The 17,675-nt window shown below is 73.4% G+C and carries 14 protein-coding genes; 3 read left to right on the top strand and 11 right to left on the bottom strand.

What is annotated here, in order from left to right; all coding sequences use genetic code 11:
- The 7 genes from AC1DQF_RS17970 to mraZ all read right to left on the bottom strand — a co-directional run.
- Positions 1-665: Mur ligase family protein (locus AC1DQF_RS17970; protein WP_477526595.1), on the bottom strand; the 665-nt coding region annotated here is incomplete at its 3' end.
- Positions 662-2,188 (bottom strand): UDP-N-acetylmuramoyl-L-alanyl-D-glutamate--2,6-diaminopimelate ligase, encoded by a 1,527-nt coding sequence (locus AC1DQF_RS17965; RefSeq protein WP_477526594.1) that lies wholly within the window; start codon positions 2,186-2,188, stop codon positions 662-664. The genes AC1DQF_RS17965 and AC1DQF_RS17970, both read right to left, overlap by 4 nt.
- Before the next feature lie 23 nt (positions 2,189-2,211).
- Positions 2,212-3,969 (bottom strand): peptidoglycan D,D-transpeptidase FtsI family protein, encoded by a 1,758-nt coding sequence (locus tag AC1DQF_RS17960; protein ID WP_477526593.1) that lies wholly within the window; start codon positions 3,967-3,969, stop codon positions 2,212-2,214.
- 115 nt (positions 3,970-4,084) lie between these two features.
- Positions 4,085-4,651, bottom strand: coding sequence for a cell division protein FtsL (gene ftsL, locus AC1DQF_RS17955; RefSeq protein ID WP_477526592.1), 567 nt, complete (start codon positions 4,649-4,651; stop codon positions 4,085-4,087).
- On the bottom strand, positions 4,648-5,613 hold the full coding sequence (gene rsmH, locus AC1DQF_RS17950; protein ID WP_477526591.1) for a 16S rRNA (cytosine(1402)-N(4))-methyltransferase RsmH: 966 nt from the start codon (positions 5,611-5,613) through the stop codon (positions 4,648-4,650). The genes ftsL and rsmH overlap by 4 nt, the downstream gene beginning before the upstream one ends.
- 3 nt (positions 5,614-5,616) lie before the next feature.
- Positions 5,617-5,787 (bottom strand): hypothetical protein, encoded by a 171-nt coding sequence (locus AC1DQF_RS17945; protein WP_477526590.1) that lies wholly within the window; start codon positions 5,785-5,787, stop codon positions 5,617-5,619.
- Positions 5,788-6,009: 222 nt separating this feature from the next.
- Positions 6,010-6,438: a division/cell wall cluster transcriptional repressor MraZ gene (mraZ, locus tag AC1DQF_RS17940; protein WP_477526589.1), complete on the bottom strand. Its 429-nt coding sequence runs from the start codon at positions 6,436-6,438 to the stop codon at positions 6,010-6,012.
- A gap of 427 nt (positions 6,439-6,865) precedes the next feature.
- Between mraZ and AC1DQF_RS17935 the strand changes: the two genes are divergently transcribed.
- Genes AC1DQF_RS17935 through AC1DQF_RS17925 form a run of 3 tightly spaced genes read left to right on the top strand, consistent with a single transcriptional unit; the run spans position 6,866 to position 11,446 of the window.
- On the top strand, positions 6,866-7,843 hold the full coding sequence (locus AC1DQF_RS17935) for an AAA family ATPase (protein WP_477526588.1): 978 nt from the start codon (positions 6,866-6,868) through the stop codon (positions 7,841-7,843).
- Positions 7,836-9,092 (top strand): DUF58 domain-containing protein, encoded by a 1,257-nt coding sequence (locus AC1DQF_RS17930; protein WP_477526587.1) that lies wholly within the window; start codon positions 7,836-7,838, stop codon positions 9,090-9,092. Before AC1DQF_RS17935 ends, AC1DQF_RS17930 begins: the two co-directional genes overlap by 8 nt.
- Positions 9,089-11,446: a transglutaminase TgpA family protein gene (locus AC1DQF_RS17925; RefSeq protein WP_477526586.1), complete on the top strand. Its 2,358-nt coding sequence runs from the start codon at positions 9,089-9,091 to the stop codon at positions 11,444-11,446. The genes AC1DQF_RS17930 and AC1DQF_RS17925 overlap by 4 nt, the downstream gene beginning before the upstream one ends.
- Positions 11,447-11,512: 66 nt before the next feature.
- Here the strand turns inward: AC1DQF_RS17925 and AC1DQF_RS17920 are convergent, their stop codons facing one another.
- From AC1DQF_RS17920 to AC1DQF_RS17905, 4 genes are all read right to left on the bottom strand, one after another.
- Entirely contained in the window at positions 11,513-11,956 is a 444-nt protein-coding gene (locus AC1DQF_RS17920) for a DUF3040 domain-containing protein (RefSeq protein ID WP_477526585.1), read from the bottom strand.
- Positions 11,957-12,065: 109 nt separating this feature from the next.
- Complete coding sequence (gene dinB / locus AC1DQF_RS17915; protein ID WP_477526584.1) at positions 12,066-13,274, bottom strand: DNA polymerase IV; 1,209 nt, start codon at positions 13,272-13,274, stop codon at positions 12,066-12,068.
- 75 nt (positions 13,275-13,349) lie between these two features.
- Positions 13,350-14,093, bottom strand: a complete 744-nt coding sequence (locus AC1DQF_RS17910) for a methyltransferase domain-containing protein (protein ID WP_477526583.1) — start codon at positions 14,091-14,093, stop codon at positions 13,350-13,352.
- Between the two features lie 49 nt (positions 14,094-14,142).
- Positions 14,143-17,675 (bottom strand): DNA polymerase III subunit alpha (locus AC1DQF_RS17905; protein ID WP_477526582.1); only part of this gene is annotated, 3,533 nt, incomplete at its 5' end.

The raw sequence follows: 17,675 nt of genomic DNA, 5'->3' as shown, positions 1-17,675 counted from the left end.
AGGGGGTCGTCGGCGTTGAGCACGGCGGTGCCGTCGCTCGGCAGGGCCTCGACGATCTCGCCCTTGGCCTGCGCGATGGCCTCACGGCTGCCGAACTCGCCGATGTGGGCCGTGCCGACGTTGAGGACGGCCGCGACCCGGGGCGGGGCGATGGTGCACAGGTAGCCGACATGCCCCACGCCACGGGCGCCCATCTCGACGACGAGGAAGCGGGTCTCCTCGGTGGCGCGCAGGACGGTGAGCGGCACGCCGATCTCGTTGTTGAAGTTGCCCCGGGTCGCCACCGTGGGGCCGGCGGCCTCCAGCACGTGGGCGAGGTAGTCCTTGGTGCCGGTCTTGCCCTGGCTGCCGGTCAGGGCGAGCACGGTGGTGTCGGGGAGCCGGTCCACGACGTGGCGGGCCAGCACCCCGACCGCGTGGACCACGTCGTCGACCACGACGGTGGGAGCCTCGGTCGGTCGGCTGCCCAGGACGGCAGCGGCGCCGGCCGCGAGCGCCGTACGGGCGTAGTCGTGGCCGTCGACGTGCTCACCGTCCACGGCGACGAACRGGCCCCCGGGCTCGGGGGTGCGGGTGTCGACGAAGGCGCTGCCGGTGATGGYGGCCTCGCCGTGGGCGACGCCGCCCACGACGTCGGCGACCTCGGCCAGGGTCATCTCGATCATCGGCGGACCTTCCTGATCTCCTCGGCGGCGACCACGCGGTCGTCGAACGGGTGCACCTCGCCGTGCACCTCCTGGCCCGCCTCGTGGCCCTTGCCGGCGACCAGCACGACGTCGCCCGGTCGGGCACGGCCCACGGCGTGGCGGATGGCCGCACGCCGGTCACCGATCTCGACCACCTCGGCCCGTCCCCGCGTCGTGCCCGCGACGAGGGCAGCGCGGATCGCGGCCGGGTCCTCGGAGCGGGGGTTGTCGTCGGTGACGACGAGGACGTCGGCGAGCCGGGCAGCGATCTCGCCCATGATCGGTCGCTTGCCGGGGTCGCGGTCGCCGCCCGCGCCGAGGACCATGATGACCTGCCCGTCGGTGAGGGGGCGCAGGGTCGTGAGGACCGCCTCCACGGCGTCGGGCTTGTGCGCGAAGTCGACGAGCACGGTGAAGTCCTGGCCGGCGTCGATCCGCTCCAGGCGGCCCGGCACTCCCCCACCCTCGGCGATGCCGCGGGCGACCTCGTGCGGGTCGAGTCCGGCCAGGGCCGCGGAGGCGATGGCCGCCAGCGCGTTGGAGACGTTGAAGCCACCCGGCACCGGCACTCCCGCGTCGACCCGCAGGCCGCCCGGCCCCTCGACGGTGAAGCGGGCACCGTCACCGGTCAGCTCGACGTCGACGGCTCGCCAGTCGGCATCCCGCCCGCCGGTGGAGAAGGTCTGCATCGAGATGGTGGCGCGGTCCAGCAGGAGGCGGCCGTGCTCGTCGTCGACATTGGTCAGTCCCCGTCGCGCGCGCTCGGGGGTGAAGAGCGACGCCTTCGCGGCGAAGTAGTCCTCCACGTCGGGGTGGAAGTCCAGGTGGTCGCGACCGAGGTTGAGGAAGGTCGCGACATCGAAGACGACGCCGTCGACCCGGCCGAGCACCAGGGCGTGGCTGGAGACCTCCATCGCGCACGCGACGACACCCTGCTCACGCATCACCGCGAACAGGCCGTGCAGGTCGGGTGCCTCCGGGGTGGTCAGCGACGTCTTCACGTCGACCCCGTGGATCCGGGTGCCGACGGTGCCGACCACGGCCGCGGGTACGCCGGCCTGCTCGAGGCCCGCCTCCAGCAGCCGGGTGGTGGTGGTCTTGCCCTGGGTGCCGGTCACGCCGATCACGGTGAGGTCGGCGGCGGGCTCGCCGTGGACGTGGGCCGCCAGCCGGCCGAGCACGGCCCGCGGCTGCCCGACGACCAGCACGGGCGTGCCTGCGGGGAGACGGGCCGCGCCGTCCTCGTCGGTCAGCACGGCCACCGCGCCGGCGGCGAGGGCCTGGTCGGCGAAGTCGGCGCCGTGCGCGCGGGCGCCCGGGAGGGCGGCGTACAGGTCGCCGGGGAGGACGCGGGAGGTGCTCAGGGAGATGCCGGAGACCTCGGCGGCGAGGTCGCCGTCACCGCGCACGGGGGTCAGGGTGCCGAGCCAGTCGGCCAGGTCGCCCAGTCGGGTGACGACGGGCGAGGCGGGCCGGGTACCGGTGTGGGGGTTGCCGATCACGGGTGGAGACTAGTCTCGCCCGGTCACCACTCGACGGGCAGGCGCGAGGGCTTGCCGCCGGTCGGCGGGACTCCGTAGCGGCCCAGGGCGTAGCCGAGGATCCGCGCGAACGCGGGTCCGGCCACCGTGGCGCCACCGCCGTCGATGCCGGGCRAGTGCACGGCCACGTAGACGGTGAAGCGGGGGTCGTCGGCGGGCGCGAACCCACCGAAGGAGACCGTGGTGGAGCCGTCGTAGCAGCCGCACTCGTCGTCGACACGCTGCGCGGTGCCGGTCTTGCCGGCGGTGAGGTAGCCGGGCACCGCAGCCATCGGGGCGACGCCCGCGCCCTCGTGGGTGACACGCTCCATCATCCGTGCGGTCTGGCGCGCGGCCTGCTCGCTGACGACGCGGGTGGCCTGGGCGTTGTCGGTGCCGACGTCCACACCCTCGTCGGTGGTGGCGCTGCCCTGGATCAGGCTGGGGGCGATGCGGACACCACCGTTGGCGATGGTGTTGACCGCCGCGGCCATCTGGACGGCGTTGACCGACAGCGACTGGCCGAAGGCGACGCGGTCCTTGGTCTGCGAGGTCATCACGTTGCCGTCGGTGAGGATGCCGGGCGACTCGCCGCGGACGCCGACGTCGGTGCGCTGCCCGAGGCCGAAGGCACGCAGGTACGTCGTGAGCTCGGGCGGCGTGAACGCGTCGGCCGCGAGCACGGTGCCGATGTTGGAGGACTTGGCCAGGATCCCGGTCATCGTGAGCCGGATGTTGCCGTGGTCGAACCAGTCGCCGATCGCGCGGTCCTGGCGGTGCAGCAGCGGCGGGACGCGGAACTTCTGGCGCGGCGTCACCTTGCCGGCGTCGATCAACGAGGCAGCGGTGAGCACCTTCTCCACGGACCCGGGCTCGTAGGCGTCGCTGAGCGCCCGGGACCCGAGGTCCTCCTTGTCGGCCTCGAGCGGCTTGTTGGCGTCGAAGGTCGGGGCGTCGGCCAGCGCGAGCAGCTCGCCGGTGCGGGTGTCCATCACGAGGGCCACGCCGCTCTGGGCGCGGTACTTCTGGAGGGTCTGGGTCAACACCCGCTGGGTGAACCACTGGAGGTCGAGGTCGATGGTGGTCCTTAGGGCCTCGCCGTTGCGGGCGGGGACGACGCTGTTCTCCCCCAGCGGCACCCGGTTGCCGCCGCCGACCGTGTAGCGAGCCGTGCCGTCCTTGCCGGCCAGCTGCGCGTCGAAGGTGCGCTCGAAGCCGCCCAGCGGCTCGTCGGTTCCCATGAAGCCCAGCAGGTTGGCCGCCACGTCGTCGGCCGGGTAGTCGCGGATCGGGTCGTCCTCGACGTCCACGCCGATGAAGCCGGCCTCGCGGACCTGGTCGAGCACGTCGGTGGCCAGCGTGCTCGGCACGCGGCGGGCGACGTACTCGAAGTGGCTGCCCTCCTTGCGACCGCGCAGGGCGCTGAGGGTGCGGAAGTAGTCGATGTCCAGGCCGGTGGACAGGATCTGGGCGATCGCGGGGGCGTCGTCGGCGGTCATCGTCGGGTCGGCGACGACCATCTTGCCCTGGATCGAGTCGGCCAGCGGCAGGCCGTTGCGGTCCAGGATGTCTCCACGCTCGGCGGGCAGCACCACGTTGACGACGCCCTCGGCGGCGGCCATCGCGGCGTACGCCTTCGGGTCGATGCCCTGCAGCTGCACCAGTCGGGCGCCGAAGAACGAGAGCACCATCGCGATCAGGATGAGCCCGATACGGAGGCGCAGCTGGGGCGACCCGCGTCGTGCGGTCCGGTTGGCGGGCACTCCGACTCCGTCCTTCTGGGCTGTCTGGTGGGTCGTACGGATGGTGATGGTGTGACTGGTGGGGCAGGTCCCATGTCTACCGGCCGGGACCGGCGTTGGCCGTCAGGCCGCGCCGTCAGCCGCCGTTGCTCTTCCTGGCGCTGGTCGTGGCACCGGTGTCCGTCGCCCCGTCGACCGGGGTCTCGGGCACGGGCGCCTCGGCGGCCGGGACCTCGACGATGGTCGGCGCCGGGGCCAGGACACCGGGCTTGACCGGGGCGGGCGGGACGAGGTTGAGCCGGTCCTCGGGGGTGGCCGGCGTCTTGACGCCCTCCACGTCGCCACCGAGGGTCAGGAAGGTCGGGGCGGCCGGCACGACCATGCCCATCTGCTGGGCCTGGGTCGCGACCCGCTGGGGGTTGCGCAGCTCGTCGAGCTCCATCTGCAGGGTCTGCTCGCGAGCGGCGAGGTTGGTGGCCTCCTCCTCGAGCGACGTCGCGGCGAAGGACGCCTGCTGCATGGAGGTGTTGAAGAGGAGCAGCCCGACGATGCCACCGACCAGCACCAGGCTGACCAGCGTCACGAACGGGACCTTCGGGGCGCGGGTGCGCGCCCGCGGGACGACGGAGAGGCGGGCCCGCTCGACGGCCTCCTGGGCGATGCGCGGGACGCGGTGGCGGATCTGGACGGCGGGGCTGCTCATCGCACGACTCCTCGGTGGGGAAGGACACGCTCGAGTGCGCGGAGGCGCACCGAGGCTGCTCGGGGGTTCTGCTCGATCTCGTGCTCGTCGGCCTGCTCCGCGCCGCGGGTGACGTTGCGGAAGGCCGGCTCGCTGCCCTCGGGGATGAAGGGGAGGTCGTCCGGCACGTCGAGGCGGGTGACGGCGGTGAATGCCCGCTTGACCAACCGGTCCTCGAGGGAGTGGTAGGACTCGACGACCACGCGGCCGCCGAGGTTGATCGCGTCGATGGCCGCCGGGATCGCCCGGTGCAGCACGGCCAGCTCGTCGTTGACCTCCATGCGCAGCGCCTGGAAGGTCCGCTTGGCGGGGTGTCCCCCGGTACGCCGCGCAGGCGCCGGGATCTCGGCGTACAGCAGCTCCACGAGGCGGGCGCTGGTGGTGAAGGGCTCGGTCTCGCGGTCGCGGACGACGGCGCGGGCGATCTTGCGTGCGAACTTCTCCTCGCCGTAGTCCCGCAGCACGCGGGTCAGCTCGGGGACCGAGTAGGTGTTGAGCACCTCGGCGGCGGTGATGCCGGTGGTGTCGTCCATGCGCATGTCGAGGGGGGCGTCCTCGGCGTAGGCGAAGCCGCGCGAGCGCACGTCGAGCTGCATGGAGGAGACGCCGAGGTCGAAGAGGACGGCGTCGACGGTCTGGAGGCCCTGGTCGGCGAGGACCTCGGGGATCTCGTCGTACACCGCGTGGACGCCGGTGAAGCGCTCCCCGAAGGGGCGCAGGCGTTCGCCGGCCAGCTCGAGGGCGGCCGTGTCCCGGTCGATGCCGATGACGCGCGCGGCGCCGATCCGCTCGAGGACGGCCTCGGCGTGCCCGCCGAGGCCCAGGGTGCAGTCGACGAGGACGGCGCCCTCTCGATCGAGCGCAGGCCGCAGGAGGGCGACGACCCGGTCGAGGAGCACCGGGGCGTGCTGGGGGGTCGTCACCGATCAGCCCTGACGGCCCAGGTGGGAGAGGAGGACCAGGGCCGTGGCGAACGACGCCGACATGGCCGCGGAGAACACCATCACGGTGACGGCGTCGCGGGCCTGCTCACGCACGCGCGGCGGACGGCCGGCGAGGGACTGCCCCCTGACGTTGCTCAGGCTCCTGGTGCTCATGGTCTCGACCCCACTGGTGCGTTGCTGGTGCTGGCTGGTGCTGATGGACTGGTGCCGATCCGGTGCCACCTCGCCAGGTCCCTGCCCGCTCCCTCGATGGGGAAGGCCGTCTGGTGCCGGGGAAGTGCCCCAGAAGGCGACGGGAGAGCGGGCACGAGACCTGGTGCTGTGGTGCCGGATCAGCTGTTGAGTTGTGCGTGCCTGTGGTGCCGTGCCTCGGGGCTAGATCCCGGGGAAGACCTCGTCGCTGAGCTCGGAGAACTTCTGCTCCTGGTCCTCCGAGTAGCTCGTCCACGCCGCCGGGTCCCAGATCTCGATGCGGTTCATCGAGCCGATGACCACGACGTCCTTGGTGAGCGAGGCGTACTCGCGCAGGGGCCCCGGGATGGAGATGCGGCCCTGCTTGTCGGGGACCTCCTGCGACGCCGCCGCGAACAACATGCGGACGTAGTCACGGGTGCCCTTGTTGGTGACCGGCGCCTCGCGGAGCCGGTCGGTCAGACGGGAGAAGTCGTCCATCGACCAGACGGTCAGACAGCGCTCCTGCCCTCTGGTCACCACGAGTCCCTCCGTCAGCTGGTCCCTGAACTTGGCGGGGAGGAAGAGACGGCCCTTCTCGTCGAGCTTCGGTGTGTAGGTGCCGAAGAACATCTGGCACCCACCTTTCCGTCCCTGTTCCCCACTTTCCACCACTCTACTCCACATCGCTCCACCGTCAACCATTCCACGCGTGTTTCCGCGCCTGAATGGCCCGCTCCCCCACGCTCCGGCCCGCCGGCCGTGCCCGGGTGGTCGCGCACCGGTCGCCCCCGGCGTTCGGCGACGAAACCGCAGGTCAGCGGGCTGTTGGGCGTCCGGGGGGCACGTCGCCCGGGCCCGGGTGGAGCGCCGGTGGGGAGGAATGGCGCATCCAGGGGGGTCCGGGGTGGGGGAAAGTGGGGAGGATGGTGGGGAGGATGGTGGGGAAAGCCCTGCCGGGGCGGAGCGCGCGGGTATGTTGCGCCCACGTCATACGGTGGGGACGGCGGGACCGGCGTCGTGCCGGCTACGAGCCTCGGCCAGGAAATGGGGACAGCACGTGAGTACGTCGATCCAGGGCGGGGCCGACCTCGACACGTTGGCCCGGGTCATCGGCAGGGTCCGGGCCAACATCGAGCACGTCATCGAGGGCAAGCCCGACGTGGTCAACGCGGCCCTCGTGGTGCTGCTCGCGGAGGGTCACCTCCTCATCGAGGACGTCCCCGGCGTCGGCAAGACCCAGCTCAGCAAGGCGCTCGCCCGCAGCATCGACTCCAGTGTGCGGCGCATCCAGTTCACCCCGGACCTGCTGCCCTCCGACGTCACCGGTGTCTCGGTGTTCAACCAGGACACGCGCCAGTTCGAGTTCCGCCCCGGCGGCGTCTTCGCCAACATCGTGGTCGGCGACGAGATCAACCGGGCCTCCCCCAAGACGCAGTCGGCGCTGCTGGAGTGCATGGAGGAGCGTCAGGTCACCGTCGACAACACGACGTACCAGCTCGACAAGCCGTTCATGGTGATCGCGACCCAGAACCCCATCGAGATGGAGGGCACCTACGCCCTCCCCGAGGCGCAGCGTGACCGCTTCATGGCCCGTGTCTCGGTCGGGTACCCCGTCGAGTCCGCCGAGCTGGCGATGTTGAACTCGCACACCAGCGCGAACCCGCTCGACGACCTCGAGGCGGTGACCGACGCCGGCGAGATCCGCAAGCTGACCGACATCGTGGGGCAGGTGCACGTCGCGACCGCGGTCCAGCGGTACGCCGTCGCGCTCGCCACCGCGACCCGCACCTCGAGCGACCTGCACCTCGGCGCCTCGCCCCGCGCGACGCTCCACCTGGTGCGTGCCGCCAAGGCCGCGGCGGCGATGCGCGGTCGCGACTACGTGCTGCCCGACGACGTCCACGGGCTGGCGCGACCGGTGCTGGCGCACCGGCTGCTGCCCAGCGTCGAGGCAGCGATGAGCGGCCGCTCGAGCGCGTCGATCCTGGACGCCATCGTGGCCGGCGTGCCCGTCCCCGAGCCGGACCGTGCGTGAGGCCCTCGCCGGACTGACCGTCCGCRGACGGGCCTTCCTGGCTGCCGGCGTCACCACGATCGTCTGCTCGATCATCGTCGGGCACCCCGCGTTGGTGCGCGTCGGCGTGCTCGTCACCGCGCTGCCCCTACTCACCGCGCTGTGGATCGGCCGCTCCCGCTACCGCTTGGCCCTGGTGCGCACCGTGTCGCCGCAGCTGGTCGCGGCCGGCCAGCCGTCCCGGATCCAGCTGACCCTGACCAACGAGGCCCGGACGCCGACCGGGGTGCTGCTGCTCGAGGACCACCTCCCCTACGTGCTCGGCCCCCGCCCACGCTTCGTGCTCGAGGGCATCGGCCACGGCTGGCGCCGGCACGTGAGCTACACCGTGCGCTCGGACGTGCGCGGGCACTTCGACGTCGGGCCGATGACCGTGCGGGTCACCGACCCCTTCGGCCTCATCGAGCTCGGCCGCGCGTTCCACACGACCGCCTCGCTCACCGTCACACCGCGCACCGTCCCGCTCCCGGGCATCATGCTCGGCGGCGCGTGGACCGGCTCGGGCGACAACCGACCGCGCTCCTTCGCGACCGGTAGCGCCGAGGACGTCACCGTCCGGGAGTACCGCCGCGGCGACGACCTGCGCCGGGTGCACTGGCGGAGCTCGGCCCGGGTCGGCGAGCTGATGGTCCGCCGCGAGGAGCAGCCCTGGCAGTCGCGCGCCACCGTCTTCCTGGACAACCGGCTCGTCTCCCACCGCGGACAGGGCATCGCCTCGTCCCTGGAGGCGGCCGTCTCGGCCGCCGCCTCGGTCGCGGTGCACCTCGCGCAGCGCGGGTACGCCGTACGGCTGGTTACCGCCTCGGGCGAGGAACCGGGCACCGCGTGGCACTCCCGCAGCGCGGCGGTCAACACGGCCCCCCTGCTGGAGGCCCTCGCCGTGGTGCAGATCGAGCACTCCCCCCGCCTCGACACCTCCTGGCTGGCCGAGGCCGGCCAGGGCGGCCTGCTCGTGGCCGTGGTGGGCCAGGTGAGCGACGCGGACGCTCCGTTCCTCAAGCGCATGCAGCACCACGCGAGCACCACCGCCGCGATCGCGCTCGACGTGGACCAGTGGGCGCCGCACCTGCCTCCCTCGGCCACCGGCAGCACGGCCAACGGACTCGCCGCCCACGGCTGGCGAGCGGTCACCCTGACCCCGCGCGACCACCTCGAGGTGGTCTGGCAGGAGCTCGGCCGTCTCGGCAAGCGGGAGCGGGTGGGCACATGAGCCCCCGCACCCGGTTCGGTCCCGCGCTCGGCCTCGCCGCGCTCTGCGCCGCCACGACCTGGTTCACGCTCCTCTCCTGGCGGATCCTGACCTCCGACGCCGCGTCGGTGACGATGCCCCTGTTCCTGCTCGCCATCGCCCTGGCCGTGGGCGGCGCGACGGCACGCACGATGAGGGTCCCCGCGGGCGTCGTCGTGCTCTGCCAGGTCGCCTTCTCGGCGTTGTGGCTGCTCTTCGTCGTCACCGGATCGGTGCTGCCGACCGGGTCCACCCTGGCGGCGTTCGGTGACGCCTTCTCCTCCGGCCTCGAGTCCGCGCGGCTGTACGAGGCGCCCGTGCCGCCCGGCGTGCCGCCGGTGCACGCGCTGCTGCTGGTCGGCGGCACCCTCACGCTGCTCGCCACCGACCTCCTCGCCTGCACCCTGCGGCGCGTGCCGCTGGCCGGCCTGGTGCTGCTGACGGCCTACTCCGTGCCGGTGTCGGTCACCGGCGAGGGCCCCTCCTGGTGGACCTTCGCGCTGATCTCCGCCGGCTTCCTGGCCATGATGTTCATCGCCCACGAGGAGCAGGTGACCCGCTGGGGCCGCGAGGTCAACGACGACGACACCGACCCGACCGGGTTCGGCGTGCGTACCGGTGCCGTGCGCGGCTCGGCGCTCACGATCGGGGCCACGGCGACCGCGATGGCCATCGCCCTGCCCGTCCTCATCCCGACGCTCGATGTCGCGCTCTTCGACGGCAAGGGTCCGGGCAAGCGCGAGATCGAGGTAGCCGACCCGATGGTGGACCTGCGCCGTGACCTGTCGCGCGGGCAGGACATCCCGCTCGTCTACGTCACGACCCCGGGCGACCGTCCGACGTACCTGCGGCTGTCGGTGCTGACCCGCTTCAACGGCGACACGTGGACACCCGGAGACCGCGACATCCCCGAGACCCAGGTGGCCCGCGGGGCGATGCCGCCCCTCGACGGCGTGGACGTCTCCGTGCCGCGCCAGGAGTCGCCGTACCACGTGCGGATCAGCCCGGACTTCGCGTCGACCTGGCTGCCGACCACCGCACAGGTCTCCGACATCCAGGCGTCCGGCGACTGGCGCTACGACTCCTCGACGATGGACTTCATCAGCGCCGACGACGAGGTGACCACGGCCGGCAAGGCCTACGACTTCACCGGGGTGACCCTCACCCTCGACGGCGCCGCCATGGACCGGGCCGTCTCCGGTGCCGCCGACGTGCGCTCCGCCTACCTCGAGGTGCCGCCCAGCGTGTCCAGCGAGGTGCGCAGCCTCGCGGCGGCAGTGACCGGCGATGCCTCCACCCGCTTCCGCAAGGCCAGGGTCCTGCAGCAGTGGTTCCGCGAGGACGGTGGGTTCGAGTACAACGACACCGCCATCGACGACTCCGACGCCGGCGACCTGGACGCGTTCCTCGACCGGTCCGGGCGCGAGGGCTACTGCGAGCAGTTCGCCGCCTCGATGGCGATCATGGCCCGCATCGTCGGCATCCCGGCCCGGGTGGCGGTCGGGTTCCTCGAGCCGCGCTCGGCCGGCCCCAACACGTGGGAGTTCTCCTCCCACGACCTGCACGCCTGGCCCGAGCTCTACTTCCCCGGCTCCGGCTGGGTGCGCTTCGAGCCCACCCCGGGCCAGCGCGCCGAGACCGTGCCGACCTACACGCGCGGCGAGCTGCCGGCCATCGAGGAGCCGTCGGTGTCCCCCGGCGCCACCCGCTCGTCGGAGGCTCTGCCCGACCGCGGACAGAGCGCGGCCCCCGACCCGACCGCCGCCGCGGGCGACGAGGGCTCGCCGGTCCCGTGGCTCGCGGTCGTGCTCCTGCTCGCGGTGCTGCTGCTCGTCGCCCTGGTGCTCCTGCTGCCCGGGCTGCTCCGCCGTCGTCGGCGCGAGAGCCGTCTCGCCGCCGGGGTCGAGGAGGCGTGGGAGGAGCTGCGCGACATCGCCGTCGACCTCGGCCACGGATGGCCGGGAGGACGGTCACCTCGCGCCATCGGCACCTGGCTCGGTGAGCGCCTCGGCGCGCCCGGCGAGGAGGGTGATCGCTCGGACCGTCCGCGCCGCGGACGGGAGCTGGCGCCGGAGGGAGCCGCTGCGCTCGACCGGCTGGTCCTCGAGCTCGAGGAGTCCCGCTACGCGCGCTCGTCGGTCCCCGGGGACTCCTCGGTACGGGCTGCCGACGTCGTCGCCGTCCAGGACGCGCTCGTCGCGGGCGTCTCGCCGCGGACCGCTCGTCGGGCCGGTCGGTGGCCGCGCTCGCTCCGGCCGACCCCGCACCGCCCCGGGTCCGGGGTCGTCACGCGTGCGCCGGAGCCGGACCGGGAGCTCGCCGACCACGCAGGGTGAGGCGCTCGCGGGACGTGGCCGATGGCGCCTGCCGGGGCTCCGGCCGTTGGTGGCTCAGCTGGTGGGTCAGTAGGGGCCGTTGTCGCGGCGCCGGCGCCACCGCTCGTCCATGCGCTCCATGAAGGAGCCGGACGACCTGGTGCGCCGGGTGCGCCCGAAGCGCTGTGACTTGCCGGCCTTGCCGCCGTCGACCACGCCGAAGCCGGTGTGGCGGGTGTCGCGCCGGTGCGGCGCGGAGCTGGCCGGGTTGCGCAGGGCGGTGACGGCGACCGCAGCGGCGGCCAGCATCACCAGGAAGCCGGCGATGCCGAGCGCGATCATGGAGAAGACGACCCCGCCGGTGAGCAGGGCCATGCCGGCGACGAAGACGACACCCGAGGCGATCGCCCGCCGGCGGGCGGCTCGCTGCATGGCGGTGCCGCGCAGAGTGGACGCCAGCTTGGGGTCCTCTGCGACGAGCGCGCGCTCCATCTGCTCGAGCATTCGCAGCTCTTCCTCGGACAGCGGCATCGTGACCTCCTCCACCAACACATCGACGTGCCAGCCGTGTCGCCAAGTCTAGGCACCCGGTGGGCAACCGGGTAGCCGCCTGCCGAAATTGGCCCCTTTCGGATGTGGATCAGATCAGGCTGGCCGGTCGGACGGCCGCTGCACCGAACCTCCGGGTGGCCCGGTCGACCGCCCGGTCGGCCTCCGCCCACCCGTGCTCGGGCTCCCCCAGCACCAGCTGGCGGTGCACCGACTCACGCGGCACCAGGCCCTCGACCCGGACCCCCACGAGCCGGAGACGCGCGCGCTGCAGGCCCAGGGCGTCGTACAGACGGGTGGCGGCGCGATAGACCTCGACCGTCACGTCCGTGGCCTCGGGCAGGGTGCGCGAGCGGGTGATGGTGGTGAAGTCGGCGAACCTGATCCTGATCGACACCGTGCGGCCGGACACCCCGGCAGTGCGCATCCGTCCGGTCACGCGGTGGGACAGCCGCAGCAGCTCGCGCACGATGACCTCCCGGTCGTCGGTGTCCCGGGCGAACGTCTCGTCGGCGCCCATCGAGCGGTCCGGCTCGAACGGTCCCGAGCGCGCCGTGAGCGTGCGTCGGTCGGTGCCCCAGGCCAGGTCGTGGAGCTGGCTGCCCAGGTGTACGCCGACCGCGCGCTGCAGGGTGCGCAGCGGGGTGTGGGCGACGTCCCCGACCCGCACCAGGCCGAGCCGGTGCAGCATCTCGCGGGTCTTCTCGCCCACGCCCCACAGCTCCCCCACGTCGAGCGGGTGCAGGAACGAGGTGACGCGCTCGGGCGGGACCACCACCACGCCGTCGGGCTTGGCCCGACGGCTCGCCAGCTTGGCCACCGACACCGAGGCGGCCACCCCGACCGAGCAGGTGATGCCCTGCTCGTCGTGGATGGTGGCACGCAGCAGCCCGGCGATGTCGCGCGGCGACCCGAGCCGGCGGGTCGAGCCGCGGACGTCGAGGAAGGCCTCGTCGAGGGAGACGACCTCCACCAGCGGGGTGATCTTGCGGAAGTTCTCCATCACCGAGGACGACACCGCGCCGAAGGTCTCGAAGTCGGGAGCGATGACCACCGCCTGTGGGCACATCCGTCGGGCGCGGGTCATCGGCAGCGCCGAGCGGACGCCGTACTGGCGGGCGAGGTAGTTGGCCGAGAGCACCACCCCGCGGCTGCCGCCGCCGACGATGACCGGGACGGCCGCCAGGTCGGGCCGGTCACGGGTCGCCACCGAGGCGTAGAACGCGTCCATGTCCACGTGCAGGAGCGGGGCACGCCACGAGGGGTCGAGACGACCGTCCTCGACGGGCAGGGCGGTCATCGTGACCGCCCACAGCCAGGGGCGTGGCCGGGCGCGGGGGCGGGCGCGCAGGCGGGCTCGGGGACCGGCGCGCGCTCAGGCGCGGGCGAGGACGTGCAGCTGGGTGGCGAGGGGGAAGTACTCGGGGCGGGTGGCGACCGCCTGCTCGAGGGCCACCAGCGCGGCCGTGGCGCCCGGCTCGAGGTCGAGCAGGGAGCCGGGGACCAGGTCGGCGAAGACGCGCACGGCCTGGACCGAGGAGACCCGGAGCCCGGCGCCGGACAGCAGCGGCTCGAGCTCGTCGCTGGTGAAGCGGTGGCCGGCACGACCGGGGTGACCGCTGGGCGTCCCGGCGTCGAGGAGGTCGCGGGCGGCCTGGAAGTGGCCGGCCATCGCCCGCGCGACCACGGCTGCGTGGCGCTGGGCGACCAGCAGGCTGAGGTGCCCGCCGGGGCGCAGCACCCCGGCGATGGCGGCGAGAGCGGCGGCGGGGTCCTCGACGACCTCGAGGACGCCGTGGCACAGGACCAGGTCGACGCTGCCGGCCTCGACGAGCCCGGCGAGGTCGCCGAGGTCGCCCTGCTGACCGGTGACCCGGTCGGCGACGCCGCTCTCGCGGGCCCGTCGGTCGAGGGAGGCGAGGGCGTCGGGGCTGGGGTCGATGACCTGGACGCGGTGGCCGAGCTCGGCCAGCGGGACGGCGAACCCGCCGGTGCCGCCACCGATGTCGACGATCCGCGCCTGCTGCTCGTGGGAGGCACCCGGCGCGTCGAGCACCTCGCGGACCGCTGTCCACACCACGCCGGTGCGGACGGACTGGCGGCGCTCGCTGGCAGACATGGGGGCAACCCTAGTGGGATCACCGGTGGGGCGAGCGGCACGTCCGGCGTCATCCCGGGCTCCCCGGACTGCGGTGCCACAGATTGCGGGACGGGCCCTGCGCGCCCTCCTCCATCCAGGGTTTCCGAGCCAGACCCTTGGTGTCCTCGCCGGCCGGCTTGATGTCGGCGTACGGCGACAGCTGGAACCCACTGGAGTGCACCAGCACCCGACGGTGCTGGGGCTCGTCGGGGTCGGTCCACCCGAGCGGGACTCGGTCGATCTCGGCGCGCACGGCGGCCAGGGCCGCCTCGCGGCTGCGCCCGCCCTGCCACAGCGCGTGCAGGTCGGGCAGCGCCCACGCCCCGGTGGCCCGCAGCGAGACGCCGCGCCGACCGGTGCGCCGCAGCTCGCCGCGCACCACTAGCAGCCACGAGTGGAAGACGGTGGCGGCATAGGGACCCTGGGCGTCCTCGAAGAACGTGCAGTCGACCGGTCCGGTCCCGTCGTCGAGGGTCAGGAAGACCACCCGCCGTCCCGACCGGATCGGCGGGGTCTGGGTGGCGACCTTGACGCCGGCGACGAGCAGCTCGGCCCGGCTGCGCCGACGCAGCAGGTCGCGGCTGCGGGTGGTGCCGAGGGCGTCCAGGAAGTCGGAGTAGGGCGTGACGGCGTGCTGGCTGACGTCGAGGCCCAGGATCTCCAGCTCGGCCCGCATCCGCTCGTCGGTGGTCATCTCGGGCAGCCCGGTGACCATCTCCCCCGCCCCCGGCTCGTCGCCGAGCTGGAGCGTCAGCTGGACCGAGTCGGCCTCGCGGACCGGGCGGGTGGCCCGCGACTGGGCCGCGGCCCGGACCGCCGGGTCGGAGCTGGTGCGTCGAGCTGCGTCCTGCGCGATCTCCTCGGGGCGCACCAGCGTCGAGACCCGGCGCGCCGCCAGCCCCCGGCCCCGCGAGGTCCGGTCGAGCATCCGGGCGTGCCGGTCGAGCTCGGCCACCTGGAGCAGGAGGTCGCGGCGCGTCAACCGGCCGCGGGGCCGGACCTCGTGGTCGCCGCCCGCGATGCGGTAGAGGTCGTCGAAGGCGCCGGCCAGCACCAGCCGCTCGAGCACCGGGCGCGACACCCGGGCGCGGGCGTGGAAGTCGCTGAGCGAGACGTAGGGGGTGGTGCAGCCCGCGCCGGTGCCGCCGCGGGCGGTGACGATGCGCGACACCTCGGCCTCGCTGATGCCCTTGAGCTCGGCCAGCGCGAGCCGGATGGCGTAGGTGTCGTCCTCGAGGCGCTCGACGACGTACGAGGCCTCGGAGGCGTTGACGTCGAGGCCGAGCACCCCGACGCCGAACTGGCGGGCGTCCTCGAGGATCAGCCGCTTGGGATACATCCCCGGGTCGTGGGTGAGCACCCCGGACAGGAAGTGGGCCGGCCAGTGGGCCTTGAGCCACGCCGACTGGTAGGTGGGCAGGGCGAAGGCCGCCGCGTGGGCCTTGCAGAAGCCGAAGGAGGCGAACGCCTCGATGACCTTCCACAGGCGGGTGACCAGGGGGAGGTCGTAGCCCAGCCCCAGCGCCCGCGGGAAGAACCACACCTTGGTCTCGGCCATCCCGTCGACGTCGCCGAGCGCGCGTCGCTTCTCGTCGGCCTCGGCGTAGCCGACCCCGGCGAGGAGGGCGATGATCTCGATGACCTGCTCGTGGAAGACCACCACGCCCTGGGTCTGCTCCAGGATCGGGCGCAGGTCGTCGTGGACGTAGTGGACGGTCTTCCACCCCTGCTTGGCCTCGAGGTAGGGCGTGATCATGTCGCTCTTGACCGGCCCGGGTCGGAAGAGCGAGATGTCGGTGATGATGTCGCTGAAGGACTCGATGCCCGACCTGCCCACCAGCTCGCGCTGGCCGGGCGACTCGATCTGGAAGACGCCCWGGGTGCGGGCCGAGCTGATCATCGTGTAGGTCGTCTCGTCGTCGAAGGGCACCTGCACCTCGTCGTCGAGGTCGACCTCGACCCCGTCGACGCGGGAGATCTCCGCGACCGCGTGCGCCATCGCCGACTGCATGCGGATGCCGAGCACGTCGAGCTTGAGCAGCCCCAGCGCCTCCACGTCGTCCTTGTCGAACTGGCTCATCGGGAAGCCGGAGTACGACGCCTCCACCGGCGTGCGGGACAGCAGGGTGTCGTCGGAGAGCAGCACCCCGCACGGGTGGACGGCGATGTGCCGGGGCAGGYCGTCGAGGCGCTCGACCAGCCGGAACATCAGGTCGAGACGCTCGCTGGCCAGCCCGCTGGCCCGCAGCTCGGGGAGGTCGCGCAGCGCCGTGCGGGCATCGCGTGCCCGGATGTGCGGGAACGCCTTGGCGATCGCGTCGACCTCGCCCGGCGGCATGCCCAGGGCCGCCCCCACGTCGCGGACGGCGTGCCGCACCCGGTAGGTGTCCATCATCGACACGCACACGCAGCGGTCGCCCCCGTAGCGGGCGAGGATCGCCTCGTAGACCTCGAGGCGGCGCGCGGACTCCACGTCGATGTCGATGTCGGGCAGCGACGCGCGCAGCGGGGACAGGAAGCGCTCCATCAGCAGCCCGTGGCGGATCGGGTCGACCCCGGAGACGCCGAGGAGGTAGTTGACCAGGCTGCCGGCGCCCGAGCCCCGCGCGGCCCGGCGCACCCCCATCTCGCCGATCAGGTCGGTGATGTCGGCGACGGTGAGGAAGTAGGAGGCGTAGCCCAGCCCGCGGACCAGCTCGAGCTCGTCGTCGAGTCGCTTCCAGATGCGCTGGCGCGGGGCGGAGCCGTAGCGCCGGCCGATGCCGGCCTCGCAGCGCGCGCGCAGCACCGCGTGCGCCGACTGCCCCGGCTCCCCCGCCCGGTCGAACTCGGGGAAGTGCACCTCGCCCAGGCCCAGGTCGCTGCGCGGGTCGAGGGCGCACCGGTCGGCCACGGCGCGGGTGCGGGCGAGCAGCCTCCGGGCCTCGGTGTCGGTGTCGTGGGCCAGCCCGGCCAGCCGGCAGACCTCCTCGGCCACCTCGTGCATCTGCTTGCCGGACTTGAGGAAGCCCTCGGCGTTGGCCCGGTCGACGTGGCGCCGGTCCAGGGCCACCAGCCGGCGGGCGGCGTCGAGGACGTCGACGGTCGGCGCGTCGAGGCGGTCGGCGTAGCGCACCGCGTTGGACAGGACCGTGCCGAGCCCGGCCCTGTGGGCGACGCCGGCCATCCGGGCGGCGTGCGGCGAGGTGCCCGGACCCCAGCCGCCCCCGCCGCTGCCCCCGCCGGGGAGCCGGTGCGAGACGAGCTCGACGACGAGGTTGTCGCGGGGCACGACCTCGAGCCACGGCGCCAGCGCCGCCAGGCCGAGGTCGTCGCGACGGCGGGACGCGGCGACCCCGAGCTCGGAGGACGGGCCGAGGAGCACCATGACGTCGCCGCCGCCCAGGTGCGGGGCGAGCAGCTCGAGGGTGGCCACCGGGCGTCCCCGCTCTCCGGCGAGGTGGGTCTCGGAGACCATCCGGCAGATCGCCGCCCAGCCGGCCCTGCCGCCGGCCAGGAACGTCACCCGGGGCACGCCGCCGCGGTGGGCGGGCAGGTCGCGGTGGGCGCCGCCCCGCACCG

The organism is Nocardioides sp. P4_G4 (assembly GCF_056401085.1).
Note: the sequence above shows the minus strand (reverse complement) of the source record. Positions and strands in the feature narration are given on the sequence as shown.

Coding starts and splice junctions, on each gene's coding strand:
- ftsL (WP_477526592.1), bottom strand. CDS start 4,651: ATGAGCAGCCCCGCCGTCCAGATCCGCCACCGCGTCCCGCGCATCGCC.
- AC1DQF_RS17945 (WP_477526590.1), bottom strand. CDS start 5,787: ATGAGCACCAGGAGCCTGAGCAACGTCAGGGGGCAGTCCCTCGCCGGC.
- mraZ (WP_477526589.1), bottom strand. CDS start 6,438: ATGTTCTTCGGCACCTACACACCGAAGCTCGACGAGAAGGGCCGTCTC.
- AC1DQF_RS17925 (WP_477526586.1), top strand. CDS start 9,089: ATGAGCCCCCGCACCCGGTTCGGTCCCGCGCTCGGCCTCGCCGCGCTC.
- AC1DQF_RS17920 (WP_477526585.1), bottom strand. CDS start 11,956: ATGCCGCTGTCCGAGGAAGAGCTGCGAATGCTCGAGCAGATGGAGCGC.
- dinB (WP_477526584.1), bottom strand. CDS start 13,274: ATGACCGCCCTGCCCGTCGAGGACGGTCGTCTCGACCCCTCGTGGCGT.
- AC1DQF_RS17910 (WP_477526583.1), bottom strand. CDS start 14,093: ATGTCTGCCAGCGAGCGCCGCCAGTCCGTCCGCACCGGCGTGGTGTGG.